This is a genomic window from Spiroplasma kunkelii CR2-3x (genome assembly GCF_001274875.1).
GTDB lineage: Bacteria > Bacillota_I > Bacilli_A > Mycoplasmatales > Mycoplasmataceae > Spiroplasma > Spiroplasma kunkelii.
On the sequence record NZ_CP010899.1, the window covers coordinates 518,853 to 536,560 of the forward strand.

Annotated in this window: 32 protein-coding genes and 2 pseudogenes; 20 read left to right on the forward strand and 14 right to left on the reverse strand. The window is 23.4% G+C overall.

The features are described 5' to 3' along the window. Positions 1-183 precede the first annotated feature (183 nt). From SKUN_RS10470 to SKUN_RS02870, 4 genes are all read left to right on the forward strand, one after another. Positions 184-234 (forward strand): hypothetical protein, encoded by a 51-nt coding sequence (locus tag SKUN_RS10470; RefSeq protein WP_235511372.1) that lies wholly within the window; start codon positions 184-186, stop codon positions 232-234. Positions 235-240: 6 nt separating this feature from the next. Beyond that, positions 241-492 (forward strand): hypothetical protein, encoded by a 252-nt coding sequence (locus SKUN_RS02855; protein ID WP_053390766.1) that lies wholly within the window; start codon positions 241-243, stop codon positions 490-492. A 348-nt stretch (positions 493-840) separates the two neighbouring features. After that, a complete protein-coding gene (lepA, locus tag SKUN_RS02865) occupies positions 841-2,643 on the forward strand; it encodes a translation elongation factor 4 (RefSeq protein ID WP_053390768.1) in 1,803 nt (600 codons plus the stop codon). 80 nt (positions 2,644-2,723) lie between these two features. Then, entirely contained in the window at positions 2,724-2,924 is a 201-nt protein-coding gene (locus tag SKUN_RS02870; RefSeq protein ID WP_053390769.1) for a hypothetical protein, read from the forward strand. A 164-nt stretch (positions 2,925-3,088) separates the two neighbouring features. Here the strand turns inward: SKUN_RS02870 and SKUN_RS02875 are convergent, their stop codons facing one another. Next, complete coding sequence (locus tag SKUN_RS02875) at positions 3,089-3,553, reverse strand: lipoprotein (protein ID WP_053390770.1); 465 nt, start codon at positions 3,551-3,553, stop codon at positions 3,089-3,091. Positions 3,554-3,658: 105 nt separating this feature from the next. Between SKUN_RS02875 and SKUN_RS02880 the strand changes: the two genes are divergently transcribed. Then, positions 3,659-3,895, forward strand: coding sequence for a hypothetical protein (locus tag SKUN_RS02880; protein ID WP_053390771.1), 237 nt, complete (start codon positions 3,659-3,661; stop codon positions 3,893-3,895). Here SKUN_RS02880 and SKUN_RS09135 read toward each other — a convergent pair. Next, positions 3,885-4,046, reverse strand: a complete 162-nt coding sequence (locus SKUN_RS09135; RefSeq protein WP_158500746.1) for a hypothetical protein — start codon at positions 4,044-4,046, stop codon at positions 3,885-3,887. The two genes, SKUN_RS02880 and SKUN_RS09135, sit on opposite strands and share 11 nt — an antisense overlap. Next, complete coding sequence (locus SKUN_RS02885) at positions 4,039-4,296, reverse strand: hypothetical protein (RefSeq protein ID WP_053390772.1); 258 nt, start codon at positions 4,294-4,296, stop codon at positions 4,039-4,041. Before SKUN_RS02885 ends, SKUN_RS09135 begins: the two co-directional genes overlap by 8 nt. A 564-nt stretch (positions 4,297-4,860) precedes the next feature. Between SKUN_RS02885 and SKUN_RS02890 the strand changes: the two genes are divergently transcribed. From SKUN_RS02890 to SKUN_RS02905, 6 genes are all read left to right on the forward strand, one after another. Further along, a complete protein-coding gene (locus SKUN_RS02890; protein WP_053390773.1) occupies positions 4,861-5,061 on the forward strand; it encodes a hypothetical protein in 201 nt (66 codons plus the stop codon). Between the two features lie 87 nt (positions 5,062-5,148). Further along, complete coding sequence (locus SKUN_RS02895) at positions 5,149-5,412, forward strand: hypothetical protein (RefSeq protein ID WP_053390774.1); 264 nt, start codon at positions 5,149-5,151, stop codon at positions 5,410-5,412. 132 nt (positions 5,413-5,544) lie between these two features. After that, positions 5,545-5,940, forward strand: a complete 396-nt coding sequence (locus SKUN_RS02900; RefSeq protein ID WP_053390775.1) for a hypothetical protein — start codon at positions 5,545-5,547, stop codon at positions 5,938-5,940. 414 nt (positions 5,941-6,354) lie between these two features. Beyond that, positions 6,355-6,516, forward strand: coding sequence for a hypothetical protein (locus SKUN_RS09140; protein ID WP_158500747.1), 162 nt, complete (start codon positions 6,355-6,357; stop codon positions 6,514-6,516). Next, on the forward strand, positions 6,500-6,661 hold the full coding sequence (locus SKUN_RS09145; RefSeq protein ID WP_158500748.1) for a hypothetical protein: 162 nt from the start codon (positions 6,500-6,502) through the stop codon (positions 6,659-6,661). Before SKUN_RS09140 ends, SKUN_RS09145 begins: the two co-directional genes overlap by 17 nt. 8 nt (positions 6,662-6,669) lie before the next feature. Next, a complete protein-coding gene (locus SKUN_RS02905) occupies positions 6,670-6,897 on the forward strand; it encodes a hypothetical protein (protein WP_053390776.1) in 228 nt (75 codons plus the stop codon). 132 nt (positions 6,898-7,029) lie between these two features. On the opposite strand, the gene SKUN_RS02910 is transcribed toward SKUN_RS02905, so the two are convergent. From SKUN_RS02910 to SKUN_RS09155, 8 genes are all read right to left on the reverse strand, one after another. Continuing rightward, positions 7,030-7,221: a hypothetical protein gene (locus SKUN_RS02910; protein WP_053390777.1), complete on the reverse strand. Its 192-nt coding sequence runs from the start codon at positions 7,219-7,221 to the stop codon at positions 7,030-7,032. A gap of 122 nt (positions 7,222-7,343) precedes the next feature. Next, positions 7,344-7,853: a recombinase RecT gene (locus SKUN_RS02915; RefSeq protein ID WP_053390778.1), complete on the reverse strand. Its 510-nt coding sequence runs from the start codon at positions 7,851-7,853 to the stop codon at positions 7,344-7,346. Between the two features lie 449 nt (positions 7,854-8,302). Then, a complete protein-coding gene (locus SKUN_RS11250; protein ID WP_268794866.1) occupies positions 8,303-8,434 on the reverse strand; it encodes a hypothetical protein in 132 nt (43 codons plus the stop codon). After that, positions 8,425-8,610, reverse strand: a complete 186-nt coding sequence (locus SKUN_RS02920; RefSeq protein ID WP_053390779.1) for a hypothetical protein — start codon at positions 8,608-8,610, stop codon at positions 8,425-8,427. The genes SKUN_RS11250 and SKUN_RS02920 overlap by 10 nt, the downstream gene beginning before the upstream one ends. Beyond that, complete coding sequence (locus SKUN_RS02925; RefSeq protein WP_053390780.1) at positions 8,610-8,831, reverse strand: hypothetical protein; 222 nt, start codon at positions 8,829-8,831, stop codon at positions 8,610-8,612. Before SKUN_RS02925 ends, SKUN_RS02920 begins: the two co-directional genes overlap by 1 nt. Before the next feature lie 2 nt (positions 8,832-8,833). Continuing rightward, positions 8,834-9,064, reverse strand: coding sequence for a pentapeptide repeat-containing protein (locus SKUN_RS02930; protein WP_053390781.1), 231 nt, complete (start codon positions 9,062-9,064; stop codon positions 8,834-8,836). Position 9,065: 1 nt separating this feature from the next. After that, positions 9,066-9,203: a hypothetical protein gene (locus SKUN_RS09150; RefSeq protein WP_158500749.1), complete on the reverse strand. Its 138-nt coding sequence runs from the start codon at positions 9,201-9,203 to the stop codon at positions 9,066-9,068. Between the two features lie 341 nt (positions 9,204-9,544). Further along, the gene (locus SKUN_RS09155) at positions 9,545-9,718 is read right to left on the reverse strand and encodes a hypothetical protein (protein ID WP_158500750.1); all 174 of its coding nucleotides are present in this window, start codon (positions 9,716-9,718) and stop codon (positions 9,545-9,547) included. A gap of 268 nt (positions 9,719-9,986) precedes the next feature. Between SKUN_RS09155 and SKUN_RS10475 the strand changes: the two genes are divergently transcribed. From SKUN_RS10475 to SKUN_RS02965, 7 genes and pseudogenes are all read left to right on the forward strand, one after another. Continuing rightward, entirely contained in the window at positions 9,987-10,220 is a 234-nt protein-coding gene (locus SKUN_RS10475) for a hypothetical protein (RefSeq protein WP_053390782.1), read from the forward strand. Then, positions 10,220-10,468, forward strand: coding sequence for a hypothetical protein (locus SKUN_RS02940; protein ID WP_053390783.1), 249 nt, complete (start codon positions 10,220-10,222; stop codon positions 10,466-10,468). Before SKUN_RS10475 ends, SKUN_RS02940 begins: the two co-directional genes overlap by 1 nt. 460 nt (positions 10,469-10,928) lie before the next feature. Then, the gene (locus SKUN_RS02945; RefSeq protein WP_200903019.1) at positions 10,929-11,162 is read left to right on the forward strand and encodes a hypothetical protein; all 234 of its coding nucleotides are present in this window, start codon (positions 10,929-10,931) and stop codon (positions 11,160-11,162) included. Further along, a pseudogene (locus SKUN_RS02950) lies at positions 11,155-11,520 on the forward strand (DUF3627 domain-containing protein). The gene SKUN_RS02945 and the pseudogene SKUN_RS02950 overlap by 8 nt, the downstream one beginning before the upstream one ends. Continuing rightward, positions 11,521-11,670, forward strand: a complete 150-nt coding sequence (locus SKUN_RS09160; RefSeq protein WP_004027789.1) for a hypothetical protein — start codon at positions 11,521-11,523, stop codon at positions 11,668-11,670. A 2-nt stretch (positions 11,671-11,672) separates the two neighbouring features. Next, the gene (locus SKUN_RS02955) at positions 11,673-11,876 is read left to right on the forward strand and encodes a DUF2649 family protein (RefSeq protein ID WP_053390784.1); all 204 of its coding nucleotides are present in this window, start codon (positions 11,673-11,675) and stop codon (positions 11,874-11,876) included. A gap of 352 nt (positions 11,877-12,228) precedes the next feature. After that, positions 12,229-13,242: a hypothetical protein gene (locus SKUN_RS02965; RefSeq protein ID WP_053390786.1), complete on the forward strand. Its 1,014-nt coding sequence runs from the start codon at positions 12,229-12,231 to the stop codon at positions 13,240-13,242. Between the two features lie 4 nt (positions 13,243-13,246). Here the strand turns inward: SKUN_RS02965 and SKUN_RS02970 are convergent, their stop codons facing one another. Both SKUN_RS02970 and SKUN_RS02975 read right to left on the reverse strand, forming a co-directional pair. Then, on the reverse strand, positions 13,247-13,456 hold the full coding sequence (locus SKUN_RS02970; RefSeq protein ID WP_053390787.1) for a hypothetical protein: 210 nt from the start codon (positions 13,454-13,456) through the stop codon (positions 13,247-13,249). Then, positions 13,456-13,842, reverse strand: a complete 387-nt coding sequence (locus SKUN_RS02975; RefSeq protein ID WP_053390788.1) for a hypothetical protein — start codon at positions 13,840-13,842, stop codon at positions 13,456-13,458. The genes SKUN_RS02970 and SKUN_RS02975 overlap by 1 nt, the downstream gene beginning before the upstream one ends. Positions 13,843-13,859: 17 nt before the next feature. On the opposite strand from SKUN_RS02975, the gene SKUN_RS02980 reads away from it, so the two are divergent. After that, positions 13,860-15,986 carry a spiroplasma phage ORF1-like family protein gene (locus SKUN_RS02980; RefSeq protein WP_053390789.1) on the forward strand — a complete coding sequence of 709 codons (2,127 nt, stop codon included), beginning with the start codon at positions 13,860-13,862 and terminating at the stop codon, positions 15,984-15,986. Positions 15,987-15,997: 11 nt separating this feature from the next. Here SKUN_RS02980 and SKUN_RS02985 read toward each other — a convergent pair whose 3' ends face one another. Further along, a complete protein-coding gene (locus SKUN_RS02985; protein WP_053390790.1) occupies positions 15,998-16,408 on the reverse strand; it encodes a lipoprotein in 411 nt (136 codons plus the stop codon). Between the two features lie 79 nt (positions 16,409-16,487). Here SKUN_RS02985 and SKUN_RS02990 point away from each other — a divergent pair. Further along, a pseudogene (locus SKUN_RS02990) lies at positions 16,488-17,490 on the forward strand (IS30 family transposase). Positions 17,491-17,708 lie beyond the last annotated feature (218 nt).

A 17,708-nucleotide genomic window follows, 5' to 3' on the forward strand; every position in this document is an offset into this window, starting at 1 on the left:
ATAATTTTTTCAATAGTGTTTTTTAAAGGAGCAAAGCGACAATGAGCGGAGCGAGTTTGCAAATTTCAATTTTTTTTGTTTTTATAGGGGAGATATAATATGCCAACTTGATTAAAGACAATATTTAGTGTTGTTATTATATTATAAATTTTTGCTTAAATTGGTTTATCAATTTATCAAAAAATTAAACAAATTAGAGGAAAGAAAAAAAGAAATTGAAAGAAAGGAGGATAAAAAATAATGTTAGGTATGTATTTAATAACAGCAGTTAATTTTTTAACAGCACCTACACCTAAAACTATGACTGAGGGTATGACTGGTATTTGAACTGGTTTATCTAGTGTATTATGAAAAGTTAAAGAAGGTATAATAAATATTTTACCTGAGATAATGGTTTTCTTAGGTAAAGCGTGAATTATTTTAATTCCGTTTGCAATTTTTTTGATTATTAAAGTATTAAGCTTTTTCCGTGTTATGGTTAAAGGAATTTAGTATTTATTATTTATCATGTATTTTAATTGTGGCACACTAGTTTTTATATGTGATAAATAATATCAACTTAAAACTTATGATTTTATATTTTAATAACTATTGTTAAAAATTAAATAGTATTTTTCAGTGTGCCAATTTTTATGTATAATGTACGATGCCTTTTTTAAAAATAATTGTTTCAGAGTTTCATTTTTTAAATTTTATATTATATTATATTGTATTTATTTTAAAAATTCAATGTGACTATAATTATTTATTATTAAAACCTGCTATTTCAGGTTATTTTGCTAAAATTATGTATAATAATATCAGAGATGTAACTGTTTATAGAAAGGGTTTTAATTTTAAATGGATAAAAAATTAATTCGTAATTTTTCAATTATTGCTCATATTGACCATGGGAAGTCAACCTTAGCAGACCGGATTTTAGAATTAACAGGGACAGTTGAAAAACGAGAAATGCAAGAACAATTATTGGATTCAATGGATTTAGAACGTGAACGAGGAATAACAATTAAATTAAATTCTGTTCAGTTAAAATATCGTGCTCAAGATCAACAAGAGTATATTTTTCATTTAATTGATACACCAGGGCATGTTGATTTTACCTATGAAGTTTCACGTAGTTTAGCAGCTTGTGAAGGAGCAATTTTAGTTGTTGATGCAGCACAAGGAATTGAAGCCCAAACATTAGCAAATGTTTATTTAGCAATTGATAATAATTTAGCAATTATCCCTGTTATTAATAAAATTGATTTACCATCTGCTGATCCAGACCGTGTAAAAGAAGAAATTGAAAATTTAATTGGAATTCCAACAACAAATGCACCATTAATTAGTGCTAAGACAGGGTTAAATATTGAACAGGTCTTAGAAGCAATTGTTAAAAATATCCCCGCGCCTTTAGAAGGCGATAATAATAATCCATTGCAAGCATTAATTTTTGACTCATATTATGATAAATACCGTGGTGTAATGGTCTCAATTCGAGTTAAACAAGGAATTGTTCATATTGGTGAAAAAATAAAATTAATGAATACTGGTGTTGTTTATGAAGTTACTGAATTAGGAGTTAAAACACCAAAAGAAGTTAAAAAAAATCAATTAGTTGCTGGTGAAGTAGGTTGATTAGCAGCAAGTATTAAAATGGTCCGTGATGTTCGGGTTGGTGATACGATTACAACCGTTGCTAATCCAGCTCAACAGCCATTACCAGGATATAAAAAAATGAACTCAATGGTATTTTGTGGATTATATCCAATTGATTCCGCTAAATATAAATATTTAAAAGAAGCTTTAGAAAAAATTCAGTTATCCGATTCTTCCCTTGTTTATGAACCAGAAACATCACAAGCATTAGGTTTTGGTTTTCGTTGTGGCTTTTTAGGATTATTACATATGGATGTTATTCAAGAACGGTTAGAACGAGAATATAATTTAGAATTAATTGCAACTGCTCCATCGGTAATTTATCATGTTTATTTAACAAATAAGGAAATGATTAGTATTGATAATCCAAGAGAATTACCAACTGTGCAAAAAATTGATCGCATTGAAGAACCATTTGTCAAAGCAACGATTATGACTCCTGAGCAATATATTGGTTCATTAATGGAATTATGTCAAAATAAACGTGGAACATATGCTAATTTAGAGTATATTGATGATACACGGCGAATTTTAACTTATGAAATGCCATTAAATGAAATTGTGTTTGATTTTTTTGATCGGTTAAAATCAATTAGTAAAGGTTATGCTTCGTTAAATTATGATTTTATTGGTTATCGTCCTAATAAATTAGTTAAAATGGATATTTTATTAAACAATGAAATTATTGATGCTTTATCAATTATTGTTCATCGTGATTTTGCTTATGGGCGTGGTAAAGCCTTATGTGCAAAATTAAAAGAAATTATCCCTCGGCAAAATTTTGAAGTTCCAATTCAGGCAGCCATTAATCATAAAGTTATTGCACGAGAAGATATTAAAGCAATGCGTAAAAATGTCTTAGCAAAATGTTATGGCGGTGATATTACTCGGAAAAAGAAATTATTACAAAAACAAAAAGAAGGAAAAAAACGAATGAAAGCAATTGGCTCAGTTGAAGTTCCCCAAGAAGCTTTTATGGCTGTTTTAAAATTAGATGATTAATTGCTATTGTTAGCAATTTTTTATTAATAAAAAGTGATTTAATTATTTAAAGGTATTAATTATAATAAAAGGTGATAATAATGAATCTAAAACATAATAATTTTTATCATAAGTTTCTTAGTTTCTTTTTATTAGCATTATTATTTTATATTTTTTTCTTTTGACAAATTGGAATTATTTATCCAGTAAATAATTTTGTTTTCAATAATGTTCTTTTTAATTTAGCCTATGTAGTATTAATTTTCTTTGTTTCTGTTTTTGCCGTAGGGATTTTAATTTAAATTTTAATTATTTTCCGCTTATATCAATAATCATTTGACCATTATAAATTATTGATTAAAACAAATTGATTTGTTCTTTTAACATGATTATTAAATTTAATTTTATGTGCTGTTAAAATTACTATTAAACCAAGATAAATAAAAAAGAGATATTAAATCTTTTTTTATTCTCCATTAATTTTTATATTACCATTATCATCAATAATTAAATCAGGTTCTTGTGTATCTAAATTTCAACGATAAACTGATTTAATAAATTGTGGAAATTTTTTTCATGAATATAAGTATTCATCTTCATCAATATAATATAAATCTTTAAATTTTGTTTCTAAGTTTTTTGAAATTTTATTTCATCACTTATCATATTTAAACTTACTAATATTTCAATTTTGACCTTTTCATACTACATAATATCATTTATTATCAACTGTATTAAATTGTTTTTCTTGTGGTGCTATTCATTCTAAATTGTCTTTAATTTCTTGGTTATCAGTATTTATTTTGTTTTCTTCTTTTAATTTTGCTAATTCTTCGGGTGTATATTCTTGTGTTTTATCACAAGCAACTAAACTTGTTGCACTTGTTCCCAATAATGTAATTGCACCAAATAAATTTAATCATTTCTTCATGTGTATGTCTCCTTATTTATTAATTATCCTATTGAAAATATAAACATTCCATCTGTTATAGTTAACTGACCACTACCAATTATATCCATACCTATAAGCATTTGAATGCCCTATTTTTCAATAGATTCTGATGTAATAGCAGAAATTCTTGTTGAAATTAAATCTCCTGAAGCAAAAGGAGATAATTTATTATTTATTTATTTAATTTCTATTTTTTCATTTACACTAATACTAATAACAATCATTACGTCATATTTAAAAGCATCAACAGATTCATGTGATGCTGTCATTATTACTGCTTTTCCAATTTCTTCTAAATTTAAATCATCAGCTATTTTTTAGACATTATTTTAGTAGAAGCACAAGTATTAATTAATCCATAACAATGTTTTCATTGTTTAACTTCAAAATTAGTGTTTTTATTTTTTGGTTTTCCAATAGCAACAAATGCGCCAGGAAAATTATTATCAAAATATCTAACTACTTTACCCATTTAAACTAAAAAATCCCATCATATTTACTATATTATTATTTTCTAATCTTTGTATAGAATATAAACCATTATCGGGAGCATTTTTTTGTGCTTCTTTATAAGTTTTGTATAAACCTTTTATCTTACAGTTTACTAAAACTACATAATAACCATTTTTTTGTGGGTTTTCTTTTAATATTTCTTCTCTATGTTTATTAAATCATTCATAATTTTTATTTATTTCTTCAATTCTTATATTTTTATTTACCATAAATATAAAACCTCCTGTAATTAATTTAATTGTATATAAATATAAGTTGTTTGTAAATACTTTTATTACGCGTTTTAATGCCTATATTAGCAATGAAATATATTAAGTTTAGTTGTGGTTGTGTGGTGTGGATATTTATATATATAAAAAGTATTGTATTAGTAAAGTAATAGTATATAATAAAGGTAATGGTTTAATCTTTTGTTAAAAAAGCGTATTTACGGTTTAAGCTTTCCGCCTTAAAAAGAGTTTATGCTGACTTGTTAATCGAACAAGAATAAAAAAATAGAGGTTTATAATAAAATGGCAATTACAAAAGAACAATTAATAGAACAAGGTTTAAGTGCTGAAATAGCAGATAATATATTAAATGAATTTAATAATTAAGCAAAACAAATTAGAGAAAGTTTACAAAAAAGAACAGATACTATTTCAAAAGAAGAGTATTTAAAAGTTGCTAATGAATTAGATGAATTAAAAGCTTTTAAAGATGTTACATCAACTAAAATTGAAGATATTAAAACTAATTTAGATAAAGTTAGTGGTAATTCTTTAAATGAAAGAATGCAAACTTTAAAAGAATTAAAACCTGATTTGTTTGTTGAAGAACAACAATTAATTTCACCAACTAATTTTATTAAAGATATGATTGAAAAATCTACTGAAAATAAAAATGATGAAATTGAAACTATTAAAGAAAAATGTGCATATACACCTGATGAAATTAAAAAATTAACTGATTTTACACTTAAAAACCTTAGATAATAAGGAAGTGAAATATTATGGCAACAATTAATGTGCCACAAGTACCTTTTACATTACAAGGTAATACAACAGAGCAAAAAGCATATTGTGGTATGACAAAATGATTATTCATTACCAAATGGTGGGACAACTCAAACTATTGGATTAACAAGAATTCCAGTTCCTATTGATAAAAGATTTAATTTAAAATTAATGAATGAAGCATTTGATTTAAATATGATAGAAGCAAACATTAAAGGTGAAATTATTGCTGATGCTATTTCTAGTGTTGTACAAAATAAATTTGTTAATTTAAAATGTGAATTAATACAAGGTATTTATGATTATTGTTTAGCAGATGGACAATATTAAGTAATTCCATTTCGTAGTTATACAGCAGATAATACTGATGATGCTAATCGTGCATTTTTTAAATTAAATGAAACTTTAATTGATTTAACAAATCAAATTAGTAATTTATATTTTGGTTTACCAACAGATAAAATGTTTATGGTTTTAGGGCGAAGAGCTTATTTAGGATTAACACCTGCTTATTTAAAAGTAATTGGTTCAGAAGCACAATTAAAAGCAATGGTTAATTGTGAATTATATGAAAATACCGTCATGGGTATTCCAGTATCAAAAAGTTTTCATTTAGAAAAAACATATACAAAAGGACAAGTTAATCGTGATAAAGGTTATAATTTTAATAATGTAAATGGTTTAATTATTAATAAACAAGTATGAGCATATCCAATTAATATGGATACTATTCAGCAAGTTTTAGATAATGATACTGTTAACCCTAAATGAATTGGTAAAGTTCAATATGCAACACCAACAATTTTATATCCAAAAACATGTAAAATTATTTTAGAAAGACAACCAACACAAACATAAATTACACAAGCAATTAATAATTTAAATAAAACTTATAGAGTTCCAATTGACTATACTATTGGAAAACCTGCTTTATCAACAGTTATTACAACACCTAATTTAGGTCAAATAACAATGGCAGGCAATAACACCAACAACAGCAGAATTAGAAACTGCTATTAAAACAAAAAATACTAGTTATCAAACTGGGGATGTAACATTATCTAATATTACATCTACTGGTATTACATCTACTGGCGCATTAGCAACTGGAAATCCAAATAAGTATAGTGGAACAGTTTCTTTAATTTATTCAAAGTAAGTAGCGCCATAGATATTCACGATAAAATTACGAGTGTTGATAGTTTAACAAATGATGAAATTATTAAAGGAATTACTGTACCACAAAAAGTAGCAAGTGAAGATTTAAGACCATTGTTAAATGCAAAAGTTTTAAAAGCAGTTAAAGCAGTTGATGCTAGTTTAACAACTAATAATTTTGATTGATGACATTTATATTATCAAGGTTCACCAGATACTTATGATATTACTGCAACAGATATTGAAATTGATATTTATATTGCTGGTAAAAAATAAAGTAACTCGTGTTTTACAAGTTCAATATTATAAAGTTCAAAAAGTAAATAAAATTAGTATTAAACAATTTAATAAAGATAATATTGGGTCTTTAAAAACACATTGATATAGTGGTGTTCCTGATTTAACTAAAAATCAGTTGTAATTGATGAAATGAATACAGGAATTATTAAAGCAATTCAAAAAATTAATTCTGGTTTAAGAACATCAGATTATAATGTTAATATTTTAGATTATTCACATCAAATCTTTAATTATAGAGATGAGGGTCATTTTAGTAAAGATGTTGAAGTACCATATAGTTTAAGTGGTACAAATTGATTAACTGAAGAAACAACTGTAATGCAAATTACACTTCCTGCTGTTACTAGAAAAAGTTAATTATGAATTTATTAATTTTAAGAATATTAACTTTATTAGTATCTAATTTAGAAAATAAGCTATTAAAATAAGCTATTAATAAATAAATTTGTTAATTTAATTAATAAAGTTAATCAAATTAAACAAAAAGCATTAAAATCCTATATTTGAGATATCTTCTTCTTTAACGACATTATCATTTGTGTCTGCTATTTCTGTATAAGATGGGGTACTTATATTATTTAATAAGGGCTTATTGCTCATCTGCCCCTTGTTTTTGGCGACATTAATATCTTTAAATGAAATATATTCAAAATTACCATCTTCTTTAATTTCTTTTTTCATCTAAATCAATATCTGAAATATCAATTCCCATTTCTAATGCTAATTTACGATATAATTTTTATTCAACCATTTCTTTTGGTCATTTATTTCAAGGTGAATATTCACTATTTCCACTCGGACTACTATTTTTTTAAACGTTCAATATCTGCTTTTCTTAATAAAATAACTTGATAATTCCCATTTTTATCTTTTGCATAAGCATAAGCACCAATTATTTCATTAAAATCACTATTATTTGCATTAAAATTAATTCCATGTATTTTAGGACATGAAATTAAACTATCTCATTCAAATTTTTCATCTTTAAAAATAATTGCTTTTATTGGACTATATCCTGCTTCTTCAATTCTTTTACAATAAACTTTACTATCAATAACAGTAGTTAATTTATTTTTAAATGGAATAATATTAAAATCTTTTCCAAAAATTAACCCTTTATTACTTAATTTAATAATACCTAATGCTGTAATTTTAGTATTATCAGCAGTATTAACTAACTGCATATAACTTTGTCCATTTTTCATTTTTAATTCTTCAAGTGCTAAAATATTTTCTTTTAAATATTTATCATTAACTTTTAATTCATATTTAATAATTGCACCTTTAATATATTGTTGTAATTCATTTACCATTTTATTTAACTCCTTTAATTTTTATATTTATTCCTTTAATACCAACTATTTTATTATCAGTATTTGTATCTCATTGTGCTTTAATTGTGTTTTTAACTAACTTTTCATTAACAATTAAATATTTAATTAATTGTTTTAATTCATATTGATTAGCATTTTCTAAAAAATCATTATCAATGCCCAGTATTTCAATATTTTTATTAATAATTTTTCTTTTATTAAATTAATACCAACTTTTTTTAATTATTTTGGTTCTAATGATTTATCAATTTGCTCAATTTGTTCCATTACACTAACTTGTTCATCTTGAATTTGGTCTATATCAAGACCCATATCTGGTGTTAAACTATTTGCTTTTTCAAGTAATTCTTGTTCTTTAAATAATTCATTTTGTTTTTTAATGCGTACTTGATTAATATTATTTTTAATTTCAATTTTATGATTTTCAATTATTTTTTTAATTGAATTAAATTATTTCTTAATTTATTAACATCATCTAAACAATCATCAACTACTTTTACTGGTTCACGAAAAACAATATATACTTTACTTACAAGACTAGGAATATCTTTTAAATACACATCTTTATAATCATTAGTATTATATAATAATTACGATGACGATAAATAAATTCTGCTAATTCTTGGCCATTTTCATCCATTCATTTTTTAATATTTAATGCTTTTAAACTTAATTCTTTAAAATCATTATCTTTAATAACAAAAGGAAAAGAAATATTTTGAACTATATTACTCATTATTCACCATACTTACTAGGTAATTTGTCATATTTTGAATTATCTTTTAATTGATATATATGTAAAGGAACCCATTTATAATCACAAGAACATGTAGAATAAGAACATATAATAAAATCTTCTTTATATAATTGTTGTTGTTTTAATTCAGCAAGTTCTTTTTTAAGTTTTTCATTTTCTTTTTCTAACTTTTCATATTTAATTCATTCTGTTATATTCATTATTAATCATCCTCAATAACAGTTAATTGTTCTATTTGTTCTTTTGTGATTCCGATACCATATAAATAAGCACCATCTAAATCAGCATCTTTTAAATTAGCACACTTTAAATTAGCACCTCGTAAATCAGCATCTTCTAAATCTAATCTTTCACTTTCTAAATATTTATTTATTTTTTGTTTTTCAACAGTAATTCCTGTTAAATCTTTAATTATATCTTGTAATGTTTTCATTTTATAATTCCTCGAAATTCTTTTCCATAATTAATTTTTCAATATAGTCATAAGCACTCTCTTCTGAATAGCATTCTTCTATTGCTTCATTAAATAAATCTTCTTCAGAATAAACTTTGCCATCGTCATCTTTTCACATATTATTTATTCTCCTTTAATATAAGTTATAATAATTTAATAGTTTTTTTATTATTTCTAATACTTTCAGTATATGGTTTAAACCTATTTAATTCTTTTTTAAGATATTCATTAAGATTTTCGATGTTTTTTCCGCATATTTTATTAGTTCCTTTATTGATACCTCGTCATCACCACTTAATATTTTTAACAAGAAATTACCATCATTATCAATAATATTAATAGCGGTATCTTTATTTTTTTCTTGTGATAAAATTTCATAGCAGTATTAATCATCTAATTTATTAATAATTTTTTTTTGAAATTCTGATAATTCTAATTTTCTAATTTCTTTCATATTATTTATTTTCCAAATACTTCATCTTCTAAATCAATTAATCTAAACTGATTATCTCTATCTTTATTTGATTCACTGAAAGATTGTGCTTCTGTTGCAGTATAAAATAAAAATGAATTAATACGGTATAATTTACCTAAATATGTTTTTTGAATTAATAAATATCTTGCATTATTCATAATTTAATTCCTTCTAATTCTTTCTAGTGTAAATTGTAAATGCCAACCGATAAAAAGTTAACTATTAATTTAATTAACTTTTTTAAGTTAATTATAGGAGGTTGAAATTATGCAAACAAAGCAATATTTTATTTTGCGGTCGCTAGTGAAAAAGTATGGTAAAGATAATGTTATTAATACTGTTAATAAGATTGCAAAAGATATTGAAATTAAAAAGTAAAAGAATAAATTATTCCGCGTAATTTATTAGCGGATAATTTATTCAATAATGTTTTTTAATGGAGCGAAGCGACAACGAGCGGAGCGAGTTTGCAAATTTCAATTTTTTAATTTTTTAGAAGGGAGTTATATTATGCCAATTTGATTAACGACAATATTTAGTGTTCTTATTGTATTGGGGATTTTTCTTTATATTGGTTTAGGAATTTATCAAAAAATTCGTCAAATTGAACGAAATAAAAAAGATAAAAAAGAAATTGAAAGAAAGGAGGATAAAAAATAATGTTAGGTATGTATTTAACAACAGCAGTTAATTTTTTAGTAAATACACCTAAAACTATGACTGAGGGTATGACTGGTATTTGAACTGGATTAACTAGTGCATTATGAAAAGTTAAAGATGGTGTAACAAATATTTTACCTGAGATAATGGTTTTCTTAGGCGATGCGTGAATTATTTTAATTCCGTTTGCTATATTTTGTATTATAAAAATATTAAATTTTTTCCGTATTATGGTTAAAGGAGTTTAGTATTTATTATTTATCATATATTTTAACTGTGGCACACTAGTTTTTATATGTGATTTGATGTAAAAAATGAATTTATTAAATAGAAAAATGAACTTATTATATTTACTATTAAAGTTCTTAATAGTTATTTTAAGTGTGCCAATTTTTATTATTTTATATATTTAACATTGTTAATAACATTGTTTATTAAAAAAACAGTACATTAACATTCTCATCTATAACATTGTTAATAAATATTGTTTATTACAATATATAAACATTATATTAACATTTTTTATAACATTGTTAATAATCAGTGTTTATTACAATAAATAAACATTATACGAACATTATTTATAACATTGTTTATTAAGCTGTAAATGTTTTCTAAATAAGTGTTTAATTTTTCTAGTTAAGTTGTGAGTTGTTAATTTACAGCTGTAAATGTTTTCTAAATAAGTGTTTAATTTTTCTAGTTAAGTTGTGAGCTGTTAATTTACAGCTTTTAAGTTTTTTTATTTATATTTCAATATTAAGTTATGGTAAAGATTTTCCATTCTTTGAAATTATTATGTCTGTATTTGATTTTATATCATTTATTTTTATGATTATTATGCATATAAAATATATTTTTGAAATTAAGGTAGAATTTGATGTTGAAAAAGAAAAATTAATTCAATATTGACAAATTGAAGGAGTTGATAAAATTGAGTAATTATATTAAGAAAAATCAGAATATAGAAAATTATTTTATTAGTAAGGAATTTATCCCTTTTACAACAGATAAAGCAAGTTTTATTAATTTACCCAATCATAATCGCCATATTGGTTTTTGGTTGAGTAATAAGTTTATTTATCCGAGTGAAAAACATTCTGAACAAGTAGCAATCGGTTTGATTTATGATCATTTATCACGACAATATTTAACAAAATGAGAAGGAATTGGAAGTGATTATTAAAATCAAAAATATGAACTACAAAAATTAAAAGCAAATAATAACAATAATAATTTAATAAATTGAACTGTTAAAAAAGAGCAACAATTAATTAAAGATTTGGAAGATTTAAATTAAATGAGTTTATATGATTATTGAGTTCAATTTGTTAGTTATATTATTGGTTCTAATGCTCCTGAGTTTTTATATGTTATATCGTTTGTGTTATTTATTGTTTTGTTTTTTGGAATGTTTTTTAAACTTATTCAAAAAATGTGGAGTTTTTAAAAATGCAAAATGATTGAATTAAATTAAAAGAGTTTTTTATTCATATATTTTTGTTTATAGATAAAATGAATGTTGAAAGTATTACAATGTGGAATTTAACACAAAATGAATATTTAATTTTAATGGTTGGTATTTGAATTGTTATTTTGTTCTTAACTTGGTTTTTCTTGTGAATGGTTTTTAAAATAGTTAGTTGTTTTAAATAATTAAATTTTGTTATTATTATGGTTTTCTCTCTCCACAAAATTTTAAAATCTTTTTTTGAATATAATATATATTTTCATTATGAATGCAATAATTATTAATATAAATAATGTTGTAAAAAATATTTCTTTTGCATTTATTTGATTAATATTTTTAAATATTCATTCTACAAAATTAATTGTAGTAATTAATTTTCCGATAGGATTGATTAAAAAGTTTATAATTCCAATAATAGGCAATAATATTGAAATTATTTTTAAAATTTTCTTAATTTTTATCACTCTCTTTTTTGATTTGTGGGGAGATAAAACCATAATAATACTAGTTTAATTATAAATAACTATTGGAGGTAAAATGAAAAAATTTATATTTTTCTTTAAAAATTATTGTTATATTAGTGGTTCAATGATTTTATTTAGTTTAATTGATTTATTATTTTGGATAATTTCTTTATATTGTGTTGGTTTGGTATTTTGATTGTTGTTTGCTTTGCAGTGTGTTTATTTTGTGTGATGATTGTGAAAAAATATTTTTTATCAGTTAAATTCTTTTCGGTTAGTTCAATTTATTTGAGATAATCCGTTGTCGGTAATTATTGGTAAATTAGGAACTGGTAAAACATTACTTTTAACTTATTTATCGCAAGTTATGAAATTATTGACAGATGAAATTTATAGTAATTATCCGTTAGAAGATGATAAAGTAAAAGTTTTAACATTTAAGAATTTAGATTTTACTGACCGAACAAAACTAGTTCCCCCAGATGATAGTGTTATTTTATTTGATGAAAGTTATTTGTATATTGATGGAACTAGTCCTCACGATGAGAAAAAAGTTCATAGTGGTAAAATAACGTGAATTGTTTTAGCGAGACATTTTGGTAATCGTGCGTTGTTTACTGCTCAGCGTGAGGGTATGATTTGAAATAATATTCGTCAGTTAGCAAGTGGGATTATTATTCCAATTTCATTGAAAAAACCTATTATTAAAAAAGGATTTAATTTTTTTAACCGTTTTTTTATTATGCGAATTGGAATTTTCCAAGATATAACGGATTATGAAATTTGAAAAACAAAATCAGTAGAACGAACAGCAGAAGGTAAACGAGTAAAACATAAGTCGGATGTTGGATTAGGAATTCGGTTTTTTAAAATAATTATTTCGCTTGAATTTGCCAATAAGTATGATAGTCAATGATTAAAATTTGTGCGTGATTTAAAAAATAATGAAATTGTTAATAAAAAAGAATATTATTGGTCAGAAATTACAAAATTAAGTGTTAAAGAACGATTGGAGTTATTTGATATTGATATTTTGAAAAAGAATTTAAAACCTAAAAAAGAGAAAGGAAATAGTAAAGATGATTAATTTATTAGTTGAAAATATATAAACTTGATATGGTTAACATTAAGGGATGACTAAATAAAATTGCCATTCTACCAAATAATCAAATCAACCAAGTATCAGAATTATATAAATCCATAATAATATTTTTTGCTGATGTAAATTGATTAATAATAACAGTAATAAAACCAGTTCCAAATATAGCAATTGCCGCCACCAATAAAACTAATTTAATCATTATTTAACACCTCTTTTAATTTTTACTTGTTGTCTAATATTTTGACGTTTAATTTCTCGTTTAACTTGTTGCTTATTACTATTGTGATAAACTTTTTTACCTATTCCAATACCTTTTCGTACGGTTGATGAATATACTTGCGAAACACCATTATTAACTGTTGAACCTAAATTATTATATTGTGTTGATGTACCGTGAATTGCATAAATAGATAACTTAATAACCATAAAAAAGATTAAAAAATAAGCAATTGACGTATTTGTCATCGGTAACTTTGTATTTCAAATTACATCAAAAATAAACAAAAATATATCAAAAACAAAACTAAAAATCTTGTCTCAATTACTATTATTATTGTTGGGTTTATTGTTTCAAAAACATTGTATAGTTAGGAATTGAGTTTATGAAAAAATCGTTATCTTTATTTGTCATATTTATTTTAAGTTTTTTAGGTTTGGTTATTCCATTTATTACTTTAACGGCGTTTGGACCGTTAAATGAGAAGCATTATATGCTTAAACTAGAGAATAGTACTGATAAAGGTATTAATGAAACTGATTTTATTAATACAATGTTTTTACGTAGTAGTTTTTTTGAAAATTGGTCGGAGACAAATTATTTTATTAATCCAACTTTAAAAACATCAAAAAAATTATCGTTTAATGATAAATGGTATTTGGATTTTTTACAAGATAGTTATTCAACGGGATTTGTTTATGATAAACCAAGTTCATCTTTTTTTAGTTTTTATCAAATGTGAGATAGTTGAAAAAATACATATATGGTTGAAAAATTTTATGATGTTAAAAAGGAAAATTTTTTGAATGATTTAACTGATTTTATTTATGCTTTTGCGGTAAAATATCAGATGTATGATGTATCTAAAAAAATTGTTGACAATATTGAGCGTTATAAAGAAAATCATTATTCAAGAGTTAAGTTAAAACAAGATAATTGAAAATTAATTACTAATAAATATATTCCACGAGATACTGGGTGATATATTATAGTATACAAAAGTTTTAATCAATGACGAATAGAAAAAATTAATAGTTCAAAAAACTTTGGAAATGAAACTGGATATGATATGGATATTATTTATAAATGAAACTTAAATAATGAACCTATGAACTCTCAATTACCAACTATCGACAAAAATAGTGGTGAAGTTACTGATTGGAATACTTATCAACAAAATTTTGTAAAAGAATTTATTAATTATTCTTTAACTGCTGTTTTGCAAGAAAATATTAGAGTACAGCAAGGTGGTAGTGCGGATTATGAAAATCCGAATAAGGTTGGAACAAAGCGGATAATTTTTAATTTTGAGACGGTTGATGAATTAGATGTTAAAAATATTAAAAAATCAATTTATCGAATGATTTTGACTGTTGATGAAGCAAATTTAATTATTTCGGGTAGTTTAGAGTTGAATAATGTTAATAGTGATGATTTAAGTTTTAATTTTAGTTTTATGCGAACGGGAACTGGTGAAGTTTTTAAATTTAATGGTTCAATTTATTCATTTATAAATAATAAAGATTTAAGATATTTTCAACAGTTTAACGGTCGTTTTGATTTATCTAATTTTTTACAGTCTTTTTTTGCAAGTGCTTTGGTACCAGTGTTTCAAAATCGTAGTTCATTTATAGAAAATGGATATATTGATAATTTGCAATATGATACTGTTTTAGTTAACTTTTTTGCGTTGAAATTGCAAAATTTTAATAATATTTTATTGAGTGAGAATATTAATGATAAATTACAATTTGATAAATTATTAAATAGTATGTTTAAGATTTCACAGAAATTTTATACTAATTATTTACGTACGATTTTTGATTTAGAAAATAATACTTATGTTCAAGGTTATAATAAAAAATATGGTTTATTAGTAAATAATGGTTTTAAAATTTATCCACGATATTTTTATTTTTTGGATAAATATAAGCAATTAGATATTAAATTATATTCAGCATTTAAAAATCGGTTTTATACCATTAATAATTATGGTAGTGTTTTTAATTATGATTTTTCAGTTGCTAATAATTATGATATTAAGTTAAATTCTGGTTATGTTTTTGGTGGTGATTTACAAAATAAATATGGTTTGCAATATAAAAAAATTGAAGAACAAAAAATCGGTTATAATGTTTTTGAATTGCAAGCACAAAAAGAGAATGATATGTATCGTTATTATGATTTTAATTTTGGGATTTATAATTGACAAGAGATAAATAGTGGTGGTTTATTCCCCGATAAGCAATGATGAGAAGTACAATATGTAACGCCTGAGGGTTGATGAGATTTTGGTGATCATATTAAAAATGCCGTAATTTGAATTGTTAATACTATTCCGGGAGTTAAACAAGTTAACGAGTTAGCGAGTGGTGTTGGCAAGGTTTTTGAGACAGTATATAGTTTTTTTAGTCAAATATTTGAGGTATGAAAATTTAATCCTGCATTGTATAGTACAATAACAAATATCTTTTTATTAATTATTTTTATGAAATTTGTACGATTAATATAAAAAAGGAACTGTTATTTAGTTCCTTTTTGTTCTTTTCAGTTAGTAATTTTACCAGTTTTTTCGTTAATGGTTGGTAATTGAGAGTTCATAGGTTCATTATTTAAGTTTCATTTATAAATAATATCCATATCATATCCAGTTTCATTTCCAAAGTTTTTTGAACTATTAATTTTTTCTATTCGTCATTGATTAAAACTTTTGTATACTATAATGTATCACCCAGTATCTCGTGGAATATATTTATTAGTAATTAATTTTCAATTACTATTCTCTGGTGGTTGTTGTGCTTCTGGTGTTGGTATTATCGGTTTATTTTCTTCTTTATTATTATTTGGTTTTTCAGATTTTTCACAGCTGATTAGTGTTGTTGTACTTGTTGCGGTTAATCCGATTGTTCCTAAAATATTTATTCATTTTTTCATATTTTTATCTCCTTATTTAAAATGTTATAATTATCATATATAAGTTATAACATATTTTAATATAATTAGGAGGTAAGTTGTGAAAAAATATGAAAGATTAGATATTAACGAAAGAGTAAATTTAGAAAAATTAAAAGATAATGAATTATTTAAATAATGAATTATTTAAAAAGAAAAATGAAACAATTAATATTAGAAAAATTGCTAAGCAAATGAATAGGTCTTATTCTGTAATTTGAGAAGAATTAAATATGTTTGATAATATTAATGATTATAATGCTTCAAAAGCACAAAAAATACATGATAAAAATAAAAAACAATGTCGTAAGTATTTAATGTTAAATTCACAAGAACTAAGTCATTTTTCGAATGAATATAATAATTTTGGTCGTTCGCCACAAAATATTATTACTTCGTATGAATTACAATATAATGTAAAATTTGGTGTATGTTTTAAAACAATGTATAAATATATTAGATTAGGTTATTTTAATTTAAAAAAAGAAATGTTATATTTTAAAAATAAAAAAAGAAAAACAAAAAATGGTGAAAAAAATGATAATCGTGGTGTATTGCTTAATATTAGAGATTATAAACATTTTTTAAATGATTATGGAGATGATTTAAATTTTAGTGGAATTTGAGAAATGGATACTATTGATTGTGGTAATTTTTATTTGTTAGTTTTAGTGAATCGTAATTCTAAAATACTTTTTTATGATATTTTATTCAGTAAAAAGGCAAGTATTGTATTAACAATTTTAATGAAAATGATTAACCAAATTGGTATTAGTAAATTTAGTTGTATTTTAACCGATAGAGGAAAAGAATTTTATAGATGAAAAATAATAGAAAAACATTTTAAAATAAGAGTTTATTTTTGTGATGCTGGTAAACCTCGTCAGAAAGCATTAGTAGAAAGAATAAATAGAGATATAAGGCGATGATTAGGTAAAAATGAGTCATTAATTAATATTCGTAGTAGATTAAAATCTATTTTAGATATATTAAATAATACAATTAGACCTTGTTTGGAAAATTTTACATCAAGACAATATTTTAAAAAAATTTTTTCAAATTAAATTAATGTTTGTATATGATTAATAAAATCTATTTTTTTGTTATGTTTAATTTTATAATTTTGAAAATAAATATTAAAAATAATATTTTTATTTTGTTATTTTTTGTAATTATTGATTTTTATTTTTAATTTGTTATAATATTATTAACTTTTTATAGTTTAGTTTTACAGTATACATAGTATTTAATGCTCAATGTTCAGCAGTAATTTCATCTTGTC